Source organism: Hyunsoonleella jejuensis (assembly GCF_900111025.1).
In the GTDB taxonomy this organism is placed as follows: domain Bacteria; phylum Bacteroidota; class Bacteroidia; order Flavobacteriales; family Flavobacteriaceae; genus Jejuia; species Jejuia jejuensis.
In genome coordinates, this window is the sequence record NZ_FOFN01000001.1 from 1,185,268 (window position 1) to 1,207,485 (window position 22,218).

General features: G+C 34.7%; 18 protein-coding genes. 9 read left to right on the plus strand and 9 right to left on the minus strand.

The genetic code is table 11. From position 1 onward, the window contains the following. The first annotated feature begins 88 nt into the window (after positions 1–88). From BMY39_RS05065 to BMY39_RS05075, 3 genes are read left to right on the plus strand one after another with little or no spacing between them, the layout of a single operon-like run. Positions 89–484, plus strand: a complete 396-nt coding sequence (locus BMY39_RS05065) for a hypothetical protein (RefSeq protein ID WP_092576454.1) — start codon at positions 89–91, stop codon at positions 482–484. A 10-nt stretch (positions 485–494) separates the two neighbouring features. Beyond that, on the plus strand, positions 495–1,022 hold the full coding sequence (locus tag BMY39_RS05070; protein ID WP_143064739.1) for a DUF6252 domain-containing protein: 528 nt from the start codon (positions 495–497) through the stop codon (positions 1,020–1,022). Positions 1,023–1,033: 11 nt separating this feature from the next. After that, entirely contained in the window at positions 1,034–1,531 is a 498-nt protein-coding gene (locus tag BMY39_RS05075) for a DUF6252 domain-containing protein (RefSeq protein ID WP_092576461.1), read from the plus strand. A 720-nt stretch (positions 1,532–2,251) separates the two neighbouring features. Here BMY39_RS05075 and BMY39_RS05080 read toward each other — a convergent pair. Beyond that, a complete protein-coding gene (locus tag BMY39_RS05080; RefSeq protein ID WP_092576468.1) occupies positions 2,252–4,519 on the minus strand; it encodes a polyribonucleotide nucleotidyltransferase in 2,268 nt (755 codons plus the stop codon). A 321-nt stretch (positions 4,520–4,840) separates the two neighbouring features. Beyond that, the gene (rpsO, locus tag BMY39_RS05085; RefSeq protein ID WP_092576471.1) at positions 4,841–5,110 is read right to left on the minus strand and encodes a 30S ribosomal protein S15; all 270 of its coding nucleotides are present in this window, start codon (positions 5,108–5,110) and stop codon (positions 4,841–4,843) included. 180 nt (positions 5,111–5,290) lie between these two features. On the opposite strand from rpsO, the gene BMY39_RS05090 reads away from it, so the two are divergent. After that, on the plus strand, positions 5,291–6,451 hold the full coding sequence (locus BMY39_RS05090) for a sensor histidine kinase (RefSeq protein ID WP_092576474.1): 1,161 nt from the start codon (positions 5,291–5,293) through the stop codon (positions 6,449–6,451). A gap of 4 nt (positions 6,452–6,455) precedes the next feature. Here the strand turns inward: BMY39_RS05090 and accD are convergent, their stop codons facing one another. From accD to tamL, 3 genes are all read right to left on the minus strand, one after another. Beyond that, entirely contained in the window at positions 6,456–7,313 is an 858-nt protein-coding gene (accD, locus tag BMY39_RS05095; RefSeq protein WP_092576477.1) for an acetyl-CoA carboxylase, carboxyltransferase subunit beta, read from the minus strand. Positions 7,314–7,623: 310 nt separating this feature from the next. After that, positions 7,624–8,691: a class II fructose-bisphosphate aldolase gene (gene fbaA, locus BMY39_RS05100; protein ID WP_092576480.1), complete on the minus strand. Its 1,068-nt coding sequence runs from the start codon at positions 8,689–8,691 to the stop codon at positions 7,624–7,626. A gap of 120 nt (positions 8,692–8,811) precedes the next feature. After that, positions 8,812–11,325, minus strand: coding sequence for a translocation and assembly module lipoprotein TamL (tamL, locus tag BMY39_RS05105; protein WP_092577701.1), 2,514 nt, complete (start codon positions 11,323–11,325; stop codon positions 8,812–8,814). A gap of 174 nt (positions 11,326–11,499) precedes the next feature. Here tamL and BMY39_RS05110 point away from each other — a divergent pair, with 174 nt between their 5' ends. Together BMY39_RS05110 and BMY39_RS05115 are read left to right on the plus strand one after the other, a co-directional pair. After that, entirely contained in the window at positions 11,500–12,225 is a 726-nt protein-coding gene (locus tag BMY39_RS05110; RefSeq protein ID WP_092576483.1) for a TrmH family RNA methyltransferase, read from the plus strand. Positions 12,226–12,334: 109 nt separating this feature from the next. Continuing rightward, the gene (locus tag BMY39_RS05115) at positions 12,335–12,877 is read left to right on the plus strand and encodes a hypothetical protein (RefSeq protein WP_092576488.1); all 543 of its coding nucleotides are present in this window, start codon (positions 12,335–12,337) and stop codon (positions 12,875–12,877) included. A 9-nt stretch (positions 12,878–12,886) separates the two neighbouring features. Here BMY39_RS05115 and porT read toward each other — a convergent pair whose 3' ends face one another. Together porT and ubiE are read right to left on the minus strand one after the other, a co-directional pair. Then, on the minus strand, positions 12,887–13,615 hold the full coding sequence (gene porT / locus BMY39_RS05120) for a type IX secretion/gliding motility protein PorT/SprT (protein WP_092576493.1): 729 nt from the start codon (positions 13,613–13,615) through the stop codon (positions 12,887–12,889). 2 nt (positions 13,616–13,617) lie between these two features. Further along, complete coding sequence (gene ubiE / locus BMY39_RS05125; RefSeq protein WP_092577704.1) at positions 13,618–14,343, minus strand: bifunctional demethylmenaquinone methyltransferase/2-methoxy-6-polyprenyl-1,4-benzoquinol methylase UbiE; 726 nt, start codon at positions 14,341–14,343, stop codon at positions 13,618–13,620. A 146-nt stretch (positions 14,344–14,489) separates the two neighbouring features. Between ubiE and trkA the strand changes: the two genes are divergently transcribed. The 3 genes from trkA to BMY39_RS05140 all read left to right on the plus strand — a co-directional run bounded on the left by trkA (position 14,490) and on the right by BMY39_RS05140 (position 17,762). Further along, a complete protein-coding gene (trkA, locus tag BMY39_RS05130) occupies positions 14,490–15,839 on the plus strand; it encodes a Trk system potassium transporter TrkA (RefSeq protein ID WP_092576496.1) in 1,350 nt (449 codons plus the stop codon). Positions 15,840–15,853: 14 nt separating this feature from the next. Further along, on the plus strand, positions 15,854–17,347 hold the full coding sequence (locus BMY39_RS05135) for a TrkH family potassium uptake protein (protein WP_092576499.1): 1,494 nt from the start codon (positions 15,854–15,856) through the stop codon (positions 17,345–17,347). Between the two features lie 163 nt (positions 17,348–17,510). After that, entirely contained in the window at positions 17,511–17,762 is a 252-nt protein-coding gene (locus tag BMY39_RS05140) for a hypothetical protein (protein ID WP_092576502.1), read from the plus strand. A gap of 125 nt (positions 17,763–17,887) precedes the next feature. Here the strand turns inward: BMY39_RS05140 and BMY39_RS05145 are convergent, their stop codons facing one another. Both BMY39_RS05145 and BMY39_RS05150 read right to left on the minus strand, forming a co-directional pair. Beyond that, complete coding sequence (locus BMY39_RS05145) at positions 17,888–20,098, minus strand: NADP-dependent isocitrate dehydrogenase (protein ID WP_092576506.1); 2,211 nt, start codon at positions 20,096–20,098, stop codon at positions 17,888–17,890. A 916-nt stretch (positions 20,099–21,014) separates the two neighbouring features. Next, positions 21,015–22,199, minus strand: a complete 1,185-nt coding sequence (locus BMY39_RS05150) for a pyridoxal phosphate-dependent aminotransferase (RefSeq protein WP_092576510.1) — start codon at positions 22,197–22,199, stop codon at positions 21,015–21,017. Positions 22,200–22,218: the final 19 nt, after the last annotated feature.

The window sequence follows — 22,218 nt, forward strand, 5'->3', positions numbered from 1 at the left end:
AAATCATCCATGAAATATAATTTCGGACACTAATTATATATGGATATGGCAAATTTGTATAAATGAAGTAATTAAAAATAAATTTAAGATGAAGACGCTTTTAATAACACTGGCTTTTATTTGTATATTAGATGGGGTTCAGTCACAAAATCAAACACAAGTAACTGATTTTCATTTTTCTGATAACATAACCAATACTTTTAGCGTAGATAATGCACTAAAACTATTTGAGTGGATAGATTTAGCCATGATACCTCAATTAGGAGGACTTTTTGCTACAACCTTCAATACGGTTGCTCCTAATTTAAAATGGCAAGATTGGTACAACGATTTTGATTTTGGATTTAATGCACAAGCTGGATGGAAGCCAAATGAAAAAATTAAGATTCAAGCTTTTTATAATATTGGGATGCTAAAGTTTAATAATAATTTGGGTGAGGCTAGTGGCTATAATTTTAAGATTTCAATCAATTTCAATTTTTAATATTAACAAAATGAAAAAGCTTTTAAACCTTTCTGCCATTTCGCTTGTTCTAGTAACAGCAGGTTGTAGTAATAATGACGAAATGGAAAACCCAATTGAATATCCAATAAGTGATAAGGGTATAGTTGAAATTAAATATGAAAACCAGCGGCTTTTATTGCAGAACGCAATTTTCATTACAGAGCGTGGAGATACACCGAGAAATACATTAAGTTTTATTGCCGAAAACTGTGATAAAAAAATAAGTTTATCTTTAACGGTGCCATTAACCGAGGGTACTCATACTTTTGGAGATGGTTCGACTTATGGAAGTTTCTATTTATATGATAAGATGGATTGTGTTGAAATTTTCTCAGACTATTTGTTTGAAAGCAACCGAACTCTTAAAGATCGTTTTATTGCCTCTATAGGATCTATAAATATTGAAGAAATAACCTCAGAAACTGTTAAAGGAACTTTTGGTTTTAGAGCATATACATTTGATAATGGTTATAGGGTGGTTTTTATTGAAGATGGAAAGTTTGATTTAAAGATATAAATTAAAAAACAATGAAAAATGTAATAGTATATGCTATGATAATTGTATGTGTAATGCTTACAAGTTGTAGCAACGATGATAATAATACAGAAGTGTTTAGTAATTTTAAGTACGGACGCTTAGAAGCAACCATTAACGGCGAAGAACATATTTCCGGTCCTCTTTATCCAGCACCTTATGACGCCAATAATAACAGTATTGTACTATATTGTTATAATGGTGTTGTCGAAATAGGAATTACCATAAGAATTCCTCCTGAATTAGGGAGTTATGATATTGGTAAAGATGAAGCTAGTGCAGTATTAACCTACGGAGATCCTTTTGATTTTTTTGATCAGAATGATGATGGTCCTACTATCGATTATTTTGCAGTAGAAGGCACTGTGACGGTTTCTGAGATTAATGAAACAAAAGTTATAGGAACGTTTGAATTTACCGCTGAAGATGGTACAGTTCTAGAACGGCAGAGATCAGTTAAGGAAGGTGTTTTTGATATTCAAAGACAATAGCGTGTTAAAATTATTAAAAAAGCAAATCATGAAAACTTTCAAATTACTTAAAAATGCCGACATTTTTTGAGTCTTCTGTTATGATTCAGATTTGTACAACCGTATACAAAGCAATATTAAAAATTGTCATATTTTTTTTGTAAAAAAGTAAAAACAAACTCATACAAAAGCCAATAAATTGTAGTTGCAATCAAAGCACATAGATTTGATATCAACATGTTGTTTAATTGCAGTACGGAAATCCTTAAAAACGTATGATTTTATTGGATTGAATTATACAATTGTGAACTTAGTAATAGCAGACCAATAATAGAACCGTATATTAAAGTTTCATTAAAAAATAGAAAATTGCTATTTAATGACAACTAGATGCAAGCCAAATATAGAGTTAAGAACACCAATTTTCTTTTTGAAATCCCATTTTTAGTTATTCTTTTAATACCGTATGAAATCTGATTGTTCATCTTTTTTAATTTTTGACAAATTTCACATATTTTTTTCATTAAATTTTATTTATATTTTTTTATAAAATTTATAAACTAAAATTATGTGTTGCCTATATAAAAGTTATTCGATAATGCTGAGTGACCCCACGAATATAAGATAGCAAATACGGAGACGTTTGAAGTAGAAATATAAAAAAACAATTTTGTTGATTGTGTATAAAGCAAAAAAAACCGTTTCTATAAGAAACGGTTTTTAGTATTTAACTAAAGATTCTTAATCTTCCTTCTTATCTTCTCTAGGTTTTCTATCGTCTCTGCGGTTATCACGATTGCGATTATCACGTCCACGATTATCCCTACCGCGGTTGTCGCGTCCACCACCTCGGTTGTTATCCCTTGGAGGTCTAGGCTGCCAACCTTCTGGCTTTGGTAAAATAGCTTTACGAGACACTTTCTCTTTGCGTGTTTTTGGGTCAATACCAAAATACTTCACATCAAATATGTCTCCCATGTTTACAACATCAGATACATTTTCTGTACGTTCCCAAGCTAATTCGCTTACATGCAATAATACTTCATTTCCTGGAGCATCTACATACTCTACAACAGCCCCAAAATCAAGCATTTTAATAACTTTAACTTCGTAAACGCTACCAACTTCAGGTTTAAATAACAAAGAATCGATTTTTGCCATAACAGCATCAATACCTTTACTACCAACACCTAAAACTTCTACAATACCTTCTTCAGTAACAGGGTCCTCATTGATTACTATAGTGGTATCAGTTTCCTTTTGTAATTCTTGAATTACTTTTCCGCCAGGACCAATTAAGGCTCCAATAAATTCATTAGGAATACGCCTAGTTACCATAGTAGGTGCATGATCTTTCACTTCTGCATTTGGTGATGCAATAGTTTCGGTAATCTTGCCTAAAATATGTAAACGTCCTTCTCTTGCTTGTTTTAAAGCATTTACAAGAATTTCATATGATAATCCTTTCACTTTAATATCCATTTGGCAAGCCGTAATACCGTCAGCAGTACCAGTTACTTTAAAGTCCATATCTCCTAAATGATCTTCATCACCTAAAATATCAGAAAGTACGGCATATTTTCCAGAATCTACATCGGTAATTAATCCCATAGCAATACCAGAAACAGGTTTTTTAAGTTGTACACCAGCATCCATCATTGCCATTGTACCAGCACAAACCGTTGCCATAGATGACGAACCATTAGATTCTAAAATCTCTGAAACTACTCTTACCGTATAAGGGCAATCTTCTGGCACCATTCCTTTTAAAGCACGTTGCGCTAAATTACCATGCCCAACCTCACGACGAGATGTACCACGAATTGGTCTAGCTTCACCTGTAGAAAAAGGAGGGAAGTTATAATGTAAATAGAAACGCTCTTCACCTTCGTAAGATGGCATATCTATTTGGTTCGCCTCTCTACTGGTTCCTAAAGTTACAGTAGCTAAAGCTTGAGTTTCCCCACGTGTAAAAATTGCAGAGCCATGTGTAGATGGCAAATAATCAACCTCACACCATATTGGTCTTATTTCATCAGTTTTTCTACCATCTAAACGTAATCCTTCATCTAAGGTTAAGTTTCTAATAGCCGATTTTTGAGCTTTCGCTACATATTTATGAATTAATTTTCCTAATTCTTCCTGCTCTTCTTCAGAAAACGATTCAAAAACTTCTTCTTTTATGTTACTAAAAGCTTCACCACGTTCATGCTTAGCAGATCCTGCTTTTGCAATGGCATACGTTTTGTCGTAAACCATATCGTGAATTTTCTTTGCTAAATCTTCATCCTCGACTTCTGGCTCATACTCACGTACTTCTTTTTTACCAAAAGCTTCGGCTAATTTTACTTGAGCAGCACATTGCACTTTAATAGCTTCGTGCGCAAACTTAATAGCATCAGCCATTTCTTCTTCAGAAATCTCATTCATTTCACCTTCAACCATCATTACAGAATCGGCTGAAGCACCAATCATCATATCGATGTCAGACTCCAATAATTGCGCGCGTGTTGGGTTGATTACAAATTCACCATTAATACGACCAACTCTTGCTTCAGAGATTGGGCATTCAAAAGGGAAATCAGATAATTGAATAGCTGCTGAAGCTGCTAAACCTGCCATAGCATCTGGCATCACTTCATCGTCATGAGACATTAACTGAATCATCACCTGAGTTTCAGAATGGTAATCTTTTGGGAATAACGGACGTAAAACACGGTCTACCAAACGCATTGTTAAAACTTCGCCGTCACTTGGTCTAGCTTCTCTTTTAAAGAAACCGCCAGGGTATCTTCCTGCTGCAGCAAATTTTTCTCTGTAGTCTACCGTTAAAGGTAAAAAGTCTACATCGGCAGCGTGATAGTTGGAAACAACTGTACACAAAAGCATACATTTTCCAGATTGTACAACAACAGAGCCATGGGCCTGCTTTGCTAATTTTCCGGTTTCAATAGAAATTTCTCTACCGTCACCAAGGTCTATAACCTCTTTAAATGTTTGTGGAATCATAAATTTTTTCTTGTAATTTAAGCGTAAATCGGCCTAAATCATATTAAACAATGGTCGTTGTGTTGTGTGTAGTTGTTGTGTGTGCGACTGTAAAGCCTCGACCAATGAAAAACTATAATTAGCTTCTTCTAATGCGCGGTTTAAACTCCTACGCTCGAGTTATATTTGGGCGTTACCCACAAGGGGTCGGGCTTTTCGCTATATCTTTTTTGAAGAAAAATCAAAAAAGGATGCCGCTGCAATCCCTAACGCAACCCTTCGACAAGCTCAGGGTAAAAAGAAAAAAAGAGGCTTACATAATGCAAACCTCTCTTATCTTGTTTATTTTCTTAATCCTAATTCTTTTACTATGGCACGATATCTTAAGATATCCTTCTTAGTTAAGTAATCTAGTAAAGAGCGACGCTTACCTACTAGTTTTACTAACGAACGCTCAGTATTGTAATCTTTACGATTCTTTTTTAAGTGTTCTGTTAAGTGATTAATTCTGTGCGTAAACAACGCAATTTGAGCTTCTGCAGTACCAGTATCGTTCTTTCCTTTACCGTGTTTTGCGAAAATCTCTTCTTTTACTTCTTTTGTTAAATACATGCTAATATTATTGTAAATGATTGTTATGTACTATGAAAGTCTCTCTTTCAGGCGGCAAATATAGCATCTTTTTTGTATTTAAATGTTTTTTTGTGTAACTTTTCGTTGATTTTAAAGCGTTACTTCCCTAAGGTAACTTCTTATTGGCTCTCAAAACAATAACTTGAAGCACTTACATACATGAAATCACTTTTTCCTCAAGAAAGTTTTCCAGACTCCTACGACTCCCTCGAAAAAATTTTCAATAACACATACAATGGTATTGCTATTCTAACATTAGATGGCGATTGGATTAAAGTAAATGATAGTATGTGCGATATGTTAGGGTATCCTAAAAAGGAGCTCTATAACATGAAGATTGAAAATATTATTTTTAGGGATGATTTAGGTGTGCATGCTGTTAAATATGAACGGTTAATGCAGGGGAAAATTGATAGATATCGTGTAATGCAACGGTATTTCCATAAAGATGGTTCTGTAATTTGGTTTTTAATCTCTGTATCGCTTATAACTGCCGTTAACGGAAAACCATCTCAAATGATATGGCAGTTCGCTGATATTACAAGTCGCAAGCTAAATCAAGATAAACTGAAACTAATGTTGCGCGTCGTAAGGGAGCAGAATGAAAGATTATCTTCGTTTGCTGGGATTGTTACGCATAATTTACGTTCGCACTCAGGCAACCTCACTACAATTAGGGGATTTATTGAAGAGGAATTTCCCTGGTTAAAAGACAATGAGAATTTCAATCTACTTTCCAATGCCATTGAAACTTTAGAAGAAACGGTATCGCATCTTACCGAAGTAGCCAAGATAAAACTTGTAGATGCAAAAGAGCTTGAAACATTAAATCTATATGACTATGTTGAGAAAGCTATTTATAATGTTGCAGCAATAGCTAGAAATACAAAGACGACTATAATTAACGATGTAGACGATTCATTATACATAAAAGGAATACCCGCTTACATTGATAGTATAATTCTAAACTTTTTAACCAATGCTATAAAATACCGATCGGATGATAGGCAGCCCCAGATTGAGTTAACCTCGAGTATAGAGAATGATTATATAGTATTTAAAATTGCCGATAATGGTATGGGAATAGACTTAGAAAAATATGGTGATAAGCTATTTCAGCTCTACAAAACCTTTCATACCAATAGAGATTCTATTGGCTTAGGATTGTTTATTACAAAAAACCATATTGAATCAATGGGTGGCAGAGTAGAAGTTACGAGTGAAGTTAACGTAGGTACTGAGTTTTCAATATTTTTTAAAATGGCAAAAAAAGACTCAGCTACTTCTGCAAGTGCCGAGTCTAAAATAATAATTAGTTAAATAATTATGCTCTTAATGGTTCGTTCAATATCAAATCTAAATATTGATTCACTTTATTTTTTAATTCCTTTCTTACGGTTATAAAATCTAGAAAGCCGTGTTCTAGTAAAAATTCAGAAGTTTGAAATCCTTCTGGTAATTCTTTCCCAGTGGTGTCTCTTACAATTCTTGGGCCAGCAAAACCAATTAAAGCTCCAGGTTCGCTAATGTTTATGTCTCCTAACATAGCAAAAGAGGCCGTAGTTCCTCCAGTTGTTGGGTCTGTACAAAGTGAAATGTATGGAATTTTAGCTTCGGCCAATTGCGCTAATTTTACAGAAGTTTTTGCTAATTGCATTAAGGACAAAGCGGCTTCCATCATACGTGCGCCACCAGATTTTGAAATCACCATTAAAGGAATGTTGTTTTTTAATGAATAGTCTGCTGCACGGGCAATTTTTTCGCCTACAACACTACCCATAGAGCCGCCAATAAATGCAAAATCCATACAGGCAACAACTAGATCTTTACCTTTTGATTTTCCAACTGCTGTGCGAACAGCGTCTTTTAGTTTGGTTTTTTCTTGGGCTGCTTTTAAACGCTCTGGATATTTCTTGGTATCCACAAATTTTAAAGGGTCTTTAGATTCTAGTTTAGCATCTAGTTCTTTAAACTTGTTGTCATCAAAAAGAATTTCAAAATATTCTTTACTGCCAATTCTAACGTGGTAACCATCTTCTGGACTTACATAAAAGTTCTGTTCTAATTCTTTAGTGTCAACAATTTTTCCTGTTGGAGATTTATACCACAAGCCTTTTGGCGTGTCTTTTTTCTCTTCAGTTTTTGTTTGTATTCCTTTATCTTTTCTTTTAAACCAAGACATACTATTAAGGGTTTTTAGTTGGTTTGTTTACAGACTAAAATCTAATTTGGCGATATCTCGCGTTAAGGATTGAGGCAAACTTCGACTGCGCTCAGCACAGGTTTGTTAAAGCGCTCTCGATTTTTTTATCGAGAAGCGACTACCGAAAGCCTGACGACAAAATTAAACCTTTTTTTAATTTTGGGGTAACGCCTTAAGAGTTTTATTGGGTTTTAACTTGTAATAACCTGTATATTAACAATTTAATCTAAAAAAAGGCTTTGCTAGAAGCAAAACCTTTTTAATGTAATTTGTAGTAATTTACCTTATTTTATAAGGTGTTAACATTGTTTAAATCTTCAAATGCCTTTTTAAGTCGTGCTACAAATGTCTTCTCACCTTCACGTAACCAAACTCTTGGGTCGTAGTATTTTTTGTTTGGCACATCGTCACCGTCAGGATTTCCAATTTGCGCTTTTAGGTACTCAGATTTATCGTTCATGTAATCGCGAATACCACTCATAAAAGCGTATTGTAAGTCTGTATCAATATTCATTTTAATAACACCGTAGCTAATGCCTTCTCTTATTTCTTCTACTGTAGAACCAGAACCACCATGGAAAACAAAATCGATATGATTATGCTCTACGCCATATTTTTTAGTGATATATTCCTGAGAATTTTTTAAAATTTTCGGTGTAAGTTTCACATTTCCTGGTTTGTAAACACCATGAACGTTACCAAAAGCTGCTGCAATTGTAAATCTTGGGCTTACTTTACTTAATTCTTCGTAAGCATAGGCAACTTCCTCTGGTTGAGTGTATAGTTTAGAATCGTCAACATCTGTATTATCAACACCATCTTCTTCACCACCTGTTATACCTAACTCTATTTCTAAAGTCATGTCCATTTTAGACATTCTTTCTAGATATTGTTTGCAAATTTCAATATTTTCTTCAATTGGTTCTTCCGAAAGGTCAATCATGTGTGAACTGAACAACGACTTGCCAGTTTCTTTATAATGCACTTCGCTTGCGTCTAACAAACCATCAATCCAGGGCAACAATTTTTTTGCACAGTGGTCTGTATGTAAAATCACTGTAACACCGTAAGCTTCAGCCAAAGTATGCACATGTTTTGCTCCGGCAACGGCACCAGCTATGGCTGCTTTTTGTCCGTCGTTGCTTAATCCTTTTCCAGCATTAAACTGTGCGCCGCCATTAGAAAATTGAATGATTACAGGAGAATTTAAATCTCTTGCTGTTTCTAACACGCCATTTATAGTATCTGAACCTATTACGTTAACTGCAGGTAATGCGTATCCGTTTGCTTTTGCATGGTTAAAAATTGCTTGAACTTCATCACCCGTAGCCACTCCTGGTTTTATATTATGTGCCATTGTTTTATTTAATTTGTTTGTTAATTAGAATGTCAAAAATAATCATTTTTATAGTTTCTATATCAATGATTTATAATGAAAATAATATTTATTCGCTAAAACGTTATAGTCGGTAAAGGGCTAAAAAGGATAATTAATACCAATGTTATACACCGCATTTTTAAAATTATAGTCGTTAAACCAACGATTTGCGTCTTGGTAAGATGGGTCGTAGGTTTTAAAGCCAACATCAAAACGAAACAAGAAAAACCCAAAATCGTAACGCAAGCCAAAACCAGAGCCTACAGCAATATCTTCCAAAGAATTTAAACTAGAGAATGTTGCTCGAGGATCGTCAACATCATCCAAAACATTCCAAATGTTTCCAGCATCAATAAATAAAGCACCATTTAAATCGCCAAATAAATTAAATCGTTGTTCGGCACTTAAGGCAATTTTAAGGTTTGCTTCGTTAAATTCGTTAGTGGTTTCTGAGCTTCCAGGGCCTAAAGCATAGGCTGTCCATGCTCTATTGTCGTTGGCGCCACCTGCAAAGAAACTTTTTGCAAACGGTATATTGTTAGAGTTGCCATAAGGAATCGCTATTCCAAAAAAACTGCGTATAGCAAATACATTCTTTTTTCCTAAATCCCAACGTTTTACATAATCAAGTTCGGTCTTTATATATTGTGAGAAAGCTACATTTAGTAATTCATATCGGTCTTCACTATCTTTTTCAAGTCCAAGTAATCTAGATGCATTAGCCAAAAGTGTTCCAGCAGACTCTATTTTAAATCTAAAAATTGAAAAGTTTTCGTCGAGTAAGTTTGTACGGTTGTCTTTAATAAAACTAAAACTTGTGGATAGTATTAAGTTGTCTTCAGTTAATCTGTCTTTTCGTTCTCCAATAGCCGATACGCGTCTAAAATCCTCGTCATTTGGTGTTAAACTGGTATTGTTATTTAATACATCAGTGATAAAAATATCGGTTTCCCCTGTTTCAATATCTAAATCATTCCCGTTATTATAGTTTATTGATCTTGCTATATCATTAAGCCTGCGATATGAGGTGCTATAAATATCAAAATAATTATTCACATTTAAGTTCCTAACATATTGTATGTTAAATAAATCGAGTTGATTTGATACTTTTGAAGTAGGTCTCCAGTTGTAGCTTAAAATACCACTAAGGGCTTGTTTATCAAGTCCTATATTAGTTTGTCCAGAGCCTGATAATGTTATTCTAGTTGAAGGAAACATGTATTTAGGTATAATTCTATCGGTATTAAAAGGCGTAAAAAGTCGCGGAATAATCAACCTTAAATCTAATGCTAATTCATTTATGTCAAAAAAAGGATCGCTATCTAGCCTATTACCCTCAGAAGAAGAACCAATAGCGGCAGTTCCTGAAATTTCGAAAGTTTCTGCACCTTTAAAAATATTCCTAATCATTAAACTAGGGTTTATTGAAAATCCAATAGTTTGAATGTTGCTTGTTGAGGCTTCCGTACTGAGGCCGAGACTAAACTTTTTCAAAGGTGTTAAGTAAATATTGGCAGTTAAAGTAGTATCACTTTCTTCAACATATTTTATATCGGGGTATTTAAAAGTTCTAAGCTCGTTTAAGTGCCTATAAGTGTAGGTTCTATCAATATCCTTGAATAAAGAATTAGGTGCTATAAAAATAGCGTCGGTTATAGCCTCTGGTTTATAGCGCATGTCTCCATAACTATAAAGTTTGAAATTGTTAAAGGAAATGGAATCTTTTGGTGGTGTTCCTTCATTTTCAAAAGTATGATCGGTGTAAATATTTACATCTTTTACCTTAAATATTTTAAAGGGCTTACGAATAATAGAGTCATGTGATCTAATTGCTCTATTCTGAATATTAAAACTTACATTAACTTTTTTGTTGGTGCCTATGGTGTCAATTTCTGCGGTAATATAATCTCGTTTAAAATGAAATAACCCATGGTTACGCAAAAGCCCCGAAATACGTTCGCGTTCTAATTCAAAATTTATGGTTTTATATTGCTCACCTTTTTTTACCAAAGCCCCTTTTTTAAATCTGGGATATAATGTTTCTACAGCAGGAGATATAATATTTTCTGTTATAGAATCTATTATAAAGGCAGGACCTCTTTCAAAATTATAAGTAACCTCTGCACGTTTGTTATCTTTTTTGTTAATTTCATAGGTTCCGTTTACATTAAACCATCCATTGTTTATGTAATAATCTTCAATGCGCTTTACCGATCTTTTGGTTTTGTCTTCACTAACTATAACCGGTGCTTCACCAGTTTTTTTTAACCACTGGTTAAAGTGTAATTTAGACTCCTGCATTTTGAAAAATTGTTTTCGCGATAGTAACTTTTTTGCACCTTGCTTACTAGAATCTGCAAGTGTTTTTTCAAGAATGGAATCTAAATTAGGACGGGCCAAGTTGTAAATAAGAAGGCGCAATGGTACTTTGCTATTGGGTTTTTGATAGAGTAAACTATTAATAGTTTCAGAATTATCTTTTTTTCCATCAATAACAACTGTATTTTGTGTTAAAAGATGTTCGTCTTCGGCAACTCGTTTAACCAGGTTGCACGAGGTAAAACAGTTATAAAGTACTATAACAGAAAGTATTTTTATAAAATGTTGTTTCAAATGCACCTATAAAAAATCTTTAAAGATTTGTTTTTGAAATTTAACTAAAATTTACTTGGTTTATTTTGTTTCTAATGCCTTCAAAAATACATTATTTCTATTTAAACTAACCTAGTACTATGCAGGTAAAATAGTTTAGCTTTTTCTTTATGTTTGTATAATTATTTTAGACAGATGCTTTCGAAAAACCAAATAAAATATATAAAACGTTTAGGTCAAAAAAAAATCAGACATCAAGAAAGGTTGTTTGTGGTTGAAGGGATTAAAACCGTGAACGAACTTTTGCAATCTAATTTTCAGCTTCATTGTTTATATACGACCGAAAGCTTCAATATTGATGCCAAAAGCGAAAATATAATTTCAGAAAACGACTTAAAGCGTATTAGTTTTTTAAAAACACCAAATAAAGTTTTGGCTATTTTTAAATTTCCAGAAGAGACTCCAATACAGTTTAACCGCTTAATTGTGGCTCTAGATGATGTGAGGGATCCTGGAAATTTGGGCACTATTATAAGGTTATGCGATTGGTTTGGGATTAGGGATTTAGTATGTAGTAGACAAACGGTAGATTGCTATAACCCAAAAGTGTTACAAGCTACAATGGGATCTATTTCTCGGGTGAGTATTAATTATGTTGATCTAGAACTATTTTTGAGTGAGACGTCGCTTCCTGTTTTTGGGGCTTATATGAACGGTGATAATGTATATAAAACAGCTCTTCCTGAGAAAGGAGTTTTGGTGATGGGTAATGAGGCAAATGGTATTTCAAAAGATATTGAAACTCACATCTCAAACAGAATTGCAATTCCAAGATTTGGAGACTTACAAGCTACCGAGAGTTTAAATGTGGCCACCGCTACGGCAATTTTGTTAAGTGAATTTAAGCGTGGTTTAAACTAGATGCCTTTTTGTTCTGCAATTTGCTAGTAAATTATTCGTTTTATTTTAAAAATGATTAATTAATCTTTCCGATTTTATACTTTAGTGTTCAACTTAAAAAAAAATTGAAATGAAAAAGTTCCTTTTATTAATTTTAGCTTTAAGTGTTATTGTTGGTTGTAATAATGACGACGATGGGACTACCGAGCCACCATTACAGAGTTTTGATTACAACGAAAATTTACTTGGCGATTTGTCAAGTTCAAATAATGCGCCTACTGCACTTGCTTTTGTGGGTGGGCAAAACACCATTACAGCAACCCAATCTTCTAGTGATGTAGATTATTTCACGTTTACAGTGCCAGCAGGTTACCAATTATCGCAAATTATTGTTGATGATTATATTTCTAATGATGATGCGGGTTTTATTGGTATTGTAAATGGCAATACCTTTCCAACCGATGCTGCCAATACTAATGCTAGCGATTTATTGGGAGGGTTAGTATATGGCGTTTCCAATAGGGGAGACAATATATTGGGCGATATAGGTGCATTAACTGGCGCACAAGGATTTACAGGGACTTTACCGGAAGGGGATTACAGTATTTGGTTAAACCAAACGGGCGCAGAGTCAGAGGCTTCCCTTAATTTTATAATTACAAAAATTAATTAACCTATAGATTTACTGAAACGTAAAGTTGATAAATACGCCTCTGGTTTGCATTCTAGTGATATTGCTTGTCCAGGGACTGTTAGGGTCTTTATCCCTCACGAGTTCATCCCCCATACCAAACAGTCCGCGAATTGATGGCGTGAATTTGAAATTGTATAAATAGAAATCTATACCGAACCCCAGTTCATAAAACAACGGACTGCCTTTTGTTCTAAACTGTCCTTTGCTGTTGTCGTCTGGGTTGTTTTCATTACTCGATAAGTTTATGGCAGTAGAAAATCCTCCAACAATAAACGGTTTAAAATTATTGATGCGTTTGGTAGAAATTTTTAACAAAAGTGGAACGTGTATGTAAGTAGATTTTACTTCGCGCGTTAAGTCCGATTCCTTAAAATCGACACCTTGAAAGTACTCTTCGCTGTAAAATAAATTTCTGGTAGTAATGAAAAGTCCAGGCTCTAATCTTAAGTCAATAAAATTATTTACCCGCATATTACCTATAAGACCAACACTAAAACCTGGAGAACGTTCTACATAAATATCACGAAGGTCTTCATTGTAGTCAAAATTGAAATCGTAGGTATTAATACCTAAAAAATAACCCCAACGCAAAAATTTAAAGTCTGTAGTGCCTCGGCCTTGATTTGCATCATAAGTAATTTTTTCTTTCTTAAACAATTGCGCCTGAGTTGTTTGAAAGCTAAATAGTAAAATAAAACCTATTAAGAGATGCTTCATGATTATTTTGACGATTTATAAATTGTTGCCACCCCAAAGGTTTGAGGAAAATCTTCAACATTAATAAACCCAATTTCTCGTAAAATATTGTTTAGTGCTTCGCCATAAGGAAACGCAGAAGCAGATTCACTCAAATACTTATAAGCACTTCTGTCTTTAGAGAAAGCGCGCCCTATTAGTGGCAATATGTTTTTAGAATAAAAATTATAACCCTGTTTGTATGGTGTTTTAGTGGGGATAGAAGTCTCCAAAATCACAAAAACACCGTTGGGTTTTAAAACTCTTAATATCTCTTTAAGTCCGTTTTTAAGGTTTTCAAAGTTTCTAACGCCAAAGGCAACCGTTATAGCGTCAAAAGTATTGTCTTCAAACGGCATGTTTTCAGAATCTCCTAAAACCATTTCAATTTTAGAGGATAATCCTTTTTTATGAATTTTTTCCTTTCCGATGTCTAGCATACCACTGCTAATATCTAAACCAACTATTTTTTCAGCGTCGGTATCTGCCATAGCTATAGCTAAATCGCCTGTTCCTGTAGCAATATCAAGAATGGTTTTTGGCGCTTCCGCCTTGACTAAACTTACTACTTTTTTGCGCCATTTTATATCTATTCCAAATGATATTACACGGTTTAAGCCATCATAATCTCCAGAAATAGTATCAAACATTTTAGTTACCTGCTCTTTTTTGCTTAGGTCGCTATCTTTATAAGGTTTAATTTTAGACAAAGTGCTTTTTTTTGGCAAACTTACATATTTAAATCATTTTTACCTAAGAAGAAGAACCTAACTGTATGGCAACCATATTCGTAAGATTTAATGTTATAATGTAGATTTTATAGTATCTTTGTAGCACTTTTTATGATACATAGAAGATGAAAATAATAATTGCTGGAGCTGGTGAAGTTGGATTTCATTTAGCAAAATTATTGTCCTACGAGTCTCAGGAAATTACGTTAATAGATACAGACAAAGAGAGTTTAACCTACGCTGATACCCATTTAGATATAAAGGTTATTCGTGGCGATGCAACCTCAATCGCCATTTTACGTGAGGGTAAAGTAGGGTTGTGTGATTTACTCATAGCCGTTACAGCCTCAGAAACTACAAATATTACCATTTGTGTATTAGCAAAACAATTGGGTGCAAAGCGAACCATTGCAAGAATTTCTAATACGGAGTTTATTGCCAATAAAGAAGAGGTTGGTTTTACAAGATTTGGTATTGACGAGTTGATTTCTCCGGAAGCTTTAGCAGCTTCAGAAATTGAATTGTCCTTGAGGCAATCATCTTTTAGTGATACTTACGAATTTGAAGAAGGTGCCCTTACTATGGCGGGACTTACCCTATCTAAAGAAGCATCTTTCGTTGGTAAAAATGTTAAGGATGCAGCGAAAATATTTCCAGAAATTCATTTTATTCCTATTGCTATTCAGCGTCAAGGAACACAGTATACACTAATACCTAGAGGAGATACCATTTTTAAAGAAGGCGATAATGTGGTGTTTATTACTTCGGAAGGAGGTGCAGAAGAACTATGCAGACTAACGGGAAAAAAGAACACTGAGATAAAAAATGTGATGATTCTTGGTGGTACCGAGATTGGTTTTAAGGCAGCAAGGGATTTATGTAAAAAAGGGTTTAATATTAAACTTTTAGAAGGCGATAAGGAGCGTGCTTTTGATATTGCCGACCAATTGCCTAACGTATTGGTGATTAAGAGTGACGGAAGAAAGGTTGATGTTTTAGATGAAGAAAGTATTGGTGATATGGATGCCTTTATAGCTGTAGGCGATAATTCTGAAACCAATATTATGTCTTGTTTAGTCGCAAAATCTAAAGGTGTAAAAAAATCTATCGCTCTTGTTGAGAATATGGATTATTTTGAATTATCACACTCCATTGGGATTGATACATTGATAAATAAAAAGCTCTTAGCTGCAAATAGTATTTTTAGATATATTAGAAAAGGAGAGGTTGTGGCAATGACAAAATTGAGCAACATGAATGCGGAGTTGTTGGAGTTTGAGGTAATGTCTACGTCTGCCATATGTAATAAATTAATCAAGAATGTAGATTTTCCACGTTCTGCAATTATCGGTGGTGTTATTCGAGGCAATGTAGGTTATATTGCTTTAGGAGATTTCAAGATTCAAGAAGGAGATAAGGTCGTGGTATGTAGTTTACTGCGTTCTATAAAAGGTGTTGAGAAATTATTTCTCTGAAAAACTTCTAACTAATGAGGCTTAATTACAAAATCATTTTTCATTTTTTAGGATTGCTTACTCTGTTTAACGGCGGGTTTATGTTGTTGTCAACATTAGTGAGCTATCTTTATGAAGATGGTGTAACTGGCACATTATCGTTGGCTTCGTTATTAACCTTGGTTTTAGGAGGCGTGGTAATGCTTTTCACGAGAAAGCATAATAAGGAGATGAATAAGCGCGAAGGTTATATTGTTGTAGCCTTTGGTTGGGTTATAATGGCGCTTACAGGAACATTACCATATGTGGTTACAGGAAGCATACCAAGTTTCACGAATGCGTTTTTTGAAACCATGTCTGGATACACCACAACTGGTGCTTCAATCTTAAACGATATTGAGGCTATGCCAAAAGGTATTTTGTTTTGGCGTAGTTTAACCCATTGGATTGGTGGTATGGGTATCATTGTTTTGGCTATTGCCATTCTACCATTGTTAGGTATTGGGGGAATGCAAATGTTTGCCGCTGAAGCTCCAGGACCAAGCGCCGACAAATTACACCCAAGAATTACGGATACTGCTAAGCGTTTATGGCTCATATATTTTGGATATACAGCTGCTGAAACTTTATTGTTAAGCGTTGCGGGAATGTCTTTTTTCGATGCGATTAACCATGCGCTATGTACTGTATCAACAGGTGGTTTTTCTACAAAAAACGCAAGTGTAGCTTACTGGAATGGACAGCCTTTGATTCAGTACATTATCATTTTGTTTATGTTTTTAGCAGGAACGAATTTCGTATTGAGTTATTTCGCATTTAAGGGTAAGGTACAAAAGGTGATACACGACGAAGAATTTAAGCTATATTTCAAGTTTATTGCAATTTTTACTGCTATAGCTGCGCTTTTAATTTATTTTAGAGCAGATGTTTCAGTGTCGTCCATAGAGCATCCAATGGTTTGGGGTGAAGGCGAAAGCGCTATTCGGCATGCCTTATTTCAGGTTTTAGCTATCGTAACAACAACCGGCTTTGTAACCGCTGACTACACACTCTGGACGCCTTTTCTTGTTGTATTCTTTTTTGGTCTCATGTTTTTAGGAGGGTCTGCTGGAAGTACATCTGGTGGCGTAAAGGTAGTGCGCCATTTATTGTTGATTAAAAACGGATTTTTAGAATTTAAACGTGCACTACACCCCAGCGCTATTTTACCAGTTCGCTACAATATGAAAGCCATTTCAGGAGATATTGTATTCAATATATTAGGTTTCTTTATTCTCTACATGCTATCATTTATTATTGGCGCGTTGGTGTTTTCCATGTTTCAACTAGATTTTGAATCTTCTATAGGTTTAGCAGCCTCTAGTCTAGGAAATGTAGGGCCGGCACTTGGAGATTTTGGTCCTGTAAATAATTATGCAGCGTTGCCACCTCTGGCACAATGGTGGGCATCGTTTTTAATGCTCATTGGGCGGTTGGAACTCTTTACCGTTTTGGTATTATTTACACCGTTTTTCTGGAGGAATAGGTAGTAATTTGTTTGAAATATTCGTCTTTCTTATTTTTTGAGAACATCTGAAAAGTTTAATAATCTGATTGTTTTTTATTGATATCTAATAAGTTGGAGCACTATTAGTATGTAACAAATTTTAAAGTTGCGCGTCTAGATAGTATAACCAATTAAAATCATCAATCATGGAATTAGTATTAAATTCTGGTAAATTAGAATCAGTATCATTACTTGAAGAAGATCTTTCAAAACCTTTAGGGTTTTTAAACTCACAATACAAATCTGCTGTAGAAGATAGCCTGAGAGATACATCGTCAAGATCAATTTTTGGATTGAGAAGACGTATTAAAAATTCGCGTTATAACTTTGTATCTGGTATGGAAATAGCCTTAAAGCTATCGGTGTTTTTAGTGGCTATTATTGCAATATTCAACTAAAACATAGAGCCTACAACTTAATGACATTTCGATATAACAATAGAATATCGTTTTGTTTTACGATAGTCTAAAAAAAAAGCTCCTGGATAGGAGCTTTAAGATTTAATTATATAGAGTTTAAAATATTAACTTAAAATAGAATTAAAGGTTTTACTTGGACGCATCACCTGAGTTATTAAATGTTCGTCTGGTTCGTAATATCCACCAATATCTGTAGGGTGTCCTTGAATATCAGTTAATTCTTTTATGATGCTTTCTTCATGTTCCTCAAGTGCTTTTGCAATCGTTGAAAATTCAGTTTTTAATTCGGTATCATTATTTTGATTAGCTAATTCTTGAGCCCAATACATTGCCAAATAAAAATGACTGCCCCTATTGTCAAGCTCTCCTGCTTTTCTAGAAGGACCCTTTTTGTTTTCTAAAAGTTTTTCGGTAGCATCATCTAAAGTTTCGCTTAAAACTTTGGCTTTAGCGTTATTGTTAACCTCGCTATAGTGCTCTAAAGATACTGCCAAGGCTAAAAATTCACCTAGCGAATCCCAACGCAAATGGTTTTCTTCAAGGAGTTGTTGTACGTGCTTTGGTGCAGAACCACCAGCGCCAGTTTCAAACAAACCTCCACCATTCATTAAGGGTACTATAGACAACATTTTAGCACTTGTACCTACTTCTAAAATTGGAAATAAATCGGTGAGGTAATCCCTAAGTACATTGCCTGAAACAGAGATAGTGTCCTTCCCGTCTTTAAGTCTTTCACAAGTAAAAAGTGTTGCTTCGATGGGAGAAAGAATGCTCAAATCTAAACCAGTAGTATCATGGTCCTTTAAATAAGTATTCACTTTTTTAATCAATTCCGCATCATGCGCTCTGTTTTCATCTAGCCAGAATACAGCGGGGGTTTCAGAAGCTCTAGCTCTGGTTACGGCTAATTTTACCCAATCTTGAATTGGTGCATCTTTGGTTTGGCACATTCTCCATATATCGCCCTTTTCAACATTGTGTTGCAATAAAACGTTGCCTGAAGCGTCAATAACTTCAACGACACCATTTGAAGCAATTTCAAAAGTTTTATCATGAGAGCCATATTCTTCAGCCTTTTGCGCCATTAAACCAACATTAGGTACAGTGCCCATGGTTGTAGGATCGAAAGCACCATGTTTTTTACAAAAATCTATAGTTGCAGCGTAAATACCAGAATAACTACTATCTGGAATTACAGCTTTAGTTTCTTGCAATTCCCCTTTAGCATTCCACATCTTTCCAGATGTACGAATCATTGCAGGCATAGAAGCATCAATAATCACATCACTTGGCACATGCAAATTGGTAATGCCCTTATCGGAATTCACCATGGCGATACCAGGACCTTTAGCATAGGTAGCTTCAATATCTGCTTCAATTTCCGAACGCTTATCTTCTGGCAATTCTTGGATGCGCTCCAAAAGGTTACCTAAGCCAGAATTAACGTTTATGCCTAATGCATCAAAAGTAGCACCATGTTTTTCAAAAACATCTTTAAAGTAAATCTTTACAGCATGCCCAAAAATTATAGGGTCACTCACTTTCATCATGGTACCTTTCATGTGCAAAGAAAATAGAATACCTTTCTCTCTAGCATCTGCAACTTGTTCCTCAAAAAAGTCAATTAGTGCTTTTTTGCTCATTACGGTAGCATCAATAATTTCGCCTTTTAATAGCGGAAAACTATTCTTTAATACCGTTTTGTTTCCACTTTCATCAGTATGTTCAATTCGGATTGAAGTCACTTCAGCTATTGTAGTAGATTTTTCATTGTGCGCAAAATCACCATGGCTCATCGTAGCAACATGCGTTTTGGAGTCGCTAGTCCATTCGCCCATTGCGTGTGGATTGTTCTTAGCGTAATTTTTTACTGCTTTTGGTGCACGTCTGTCGCTATTGCCTTCTCTAAGTACTGGATTTACGGCACTGCCTTTAATTTTGTCATAGCGCGCTCTAATATCTTCTTCCGCTGAATTTGATGGGTCGTTGGGGTAATCAGGAATACGAAAACCCTTGGCCTGTAATTCTTTTATAGCACCTTTTAGTTGAGGAATCGAGGCACTAATATTTGGTAATTTTATAATATTGGTTTCTGGCTGTTTTGCCATTTCACCAAGAATAGCCAAGTCATCTGATACACGTTGATCTTCATTCAGAAATTCAGGAAAAACGGCTAAAATTCTCGCCGCTAACGAAATATCTTTAGTTTCAATCTCTATGCCCGAAGACTGCACAAAAGATTTAACAATAGGAAGGAATGAACGTGTTGCTAAAGCCGGAGCCTCATCGGTTTTGGTGTAAATTATTTTAGACATGCGCGTCGTTGTTTTAATTGTCGTAAGGCTAAAAATGGATATGAAAAGATGATATATTTTTAGCGATTGCGAATATACAAAAATTGGAATTTATAAATGAAGTCTATTTCTATGAAAAGCACTTAAGTTCAATACAATTAAGATAATTTTAATAACTCTTTCAAAGAATAAGGATTTATTAAGAATTGCGATAACAAAGTATTAAAAAAACAAAAGCCATATCACTAAAGAAATTAATCTATTTTGACATGGCTTTTTTGAAATAACTTTACTTCATCTAATTTAGCATAACTACTAAATTCATTTAAGAAATGTCTTAAATGGTTTCGATTTAAAATCTAGTTATTTCAATGAAACATAATTTTGTGATTTTCAAAATGTATTGACCTATCACTCAATGCTTCAGTAGGTTGTTTTTCATTTTGTTTGATTATGTAATACACTGCGTGTATTCGCCTCGACCAAACACTGTTCTTTTTAGGCGTTTTAAGCCTTGGTAGAACATTTAATGCTACTTATCTATTCTTAGCAATTTACACTGAATCGAACAACCAGTAACATTTAGGCCATTAGTTCTTAATGCAAGCATTTGAACTTTTACCTTGAAAAACAACAATATGTAAAGAACGTTACTTTATCCGAAATTTAGCGAAAACGTAGATGTTTACCGCTTTAAATCTCTTACCAAGATAGTGAAAAACAATCGAAAGTTTAAGTTTTGTAACAAATTTTATATCAACTGGTTATAAACTACATTTATTAACTTTTGTTAATAAGTAAGACTTTATGTTTTTCAATAAGAGGATAGGGGAATCTTTCTATTTAACAGAAAGTTCCAGAAGAAAATTATCGCTTTGTACAAGAGAGCCGTTGCGAAGTGACTCTCTTGTATATTACAAAGAAGTAAAGCAGGGTTTTAACTAACCGCCGCTTTAATACGTTTTACAGCTTCTATAATTTGCTCTTGAGATGCTGCATAAGAAATTCTAATACAGTTAGGATTTCCAAAGGCATCACCGGTTACGGTTGCCACTAAAGCTTCTTCAAGCAAAAACAACGAAAAATCTGTTGCATTATTTATTTTATGCCCTTTTAAGGTTTTTCCGAAGAAATGTGTTACATCTGGGAATACATAAAAGGCACCATCAGGCGTATTAGATTTAAAGCCTTCAATATCGCTTAATAAATCCAAAATTAAGTCACGGCGTACTTTAAATTCGTCTATCATGTATTTTACACAAGACGGATCTTCGTTTAAGGCTGTAATTACAGCGCGTTGTGCAATACAATTAGCACCACTTGTTGTTTGTCCTTGTAATTTATTGCATGCCCTAGCAATTTTTTCAGGAGCGCCAATAAACCCAATACGCCATCCTGTCATTGCAAAAGCTTTTGAAACACCATTCACGGTAATAGTTCTATCGTACATTTCATCAAACTCTGCGATACTCGTGTACGCTTTTCCGTAGTTGATATGTTCGTAAATCTCATCAGAAACTACGTAAATGTTAGGGTGTTTTGCCAAAACATCAACTAGCGACTGTAATTCTTCCTTGCTGTATACCGAACCACTAGGGTTGCAAGGTGAGCTAAACCACATCATTTTGGTTTTTGGTGTAATAGCAGCTTCTAGCTGTTCAGCAGTCATTTTAAAATCAGTATCAATTGAAGTTTTTACTTCAACAGGAACACCTTCATTTAATTTTACAATATCGGCATAACTTACCCAGTACGGACATGGTAAAATAACCTCGTCGCCAGCATTCAACATCACACCTGCAACATTTGCCAAACATTGTTTTGCACCAGTGGATACTACGATTTGTGCTGGTGTATAAGTTAGGTTATTATCGCGCTTAAACTTTTTAATTACGGCTTCTTTCAATTCCCCATAACCATCTACAGGCGTATAAGAATTATAGCCATCATTAATAGCTTGAATAGCAGCTTCTCTAATAAAATCGGGTACCTTAAAATCTGGTTCTCCTAGGCTTAGGCCTATAATGTCTTTTCCTTCGCCTCTAAGTTCTCTTGCTTTGGCTGCCATAGCTAATGTGGCAGAAGTGGACATGTTTAAAATCCTGTCTGATAATACTTGCATTTTGGATTCGGTTTGTTTT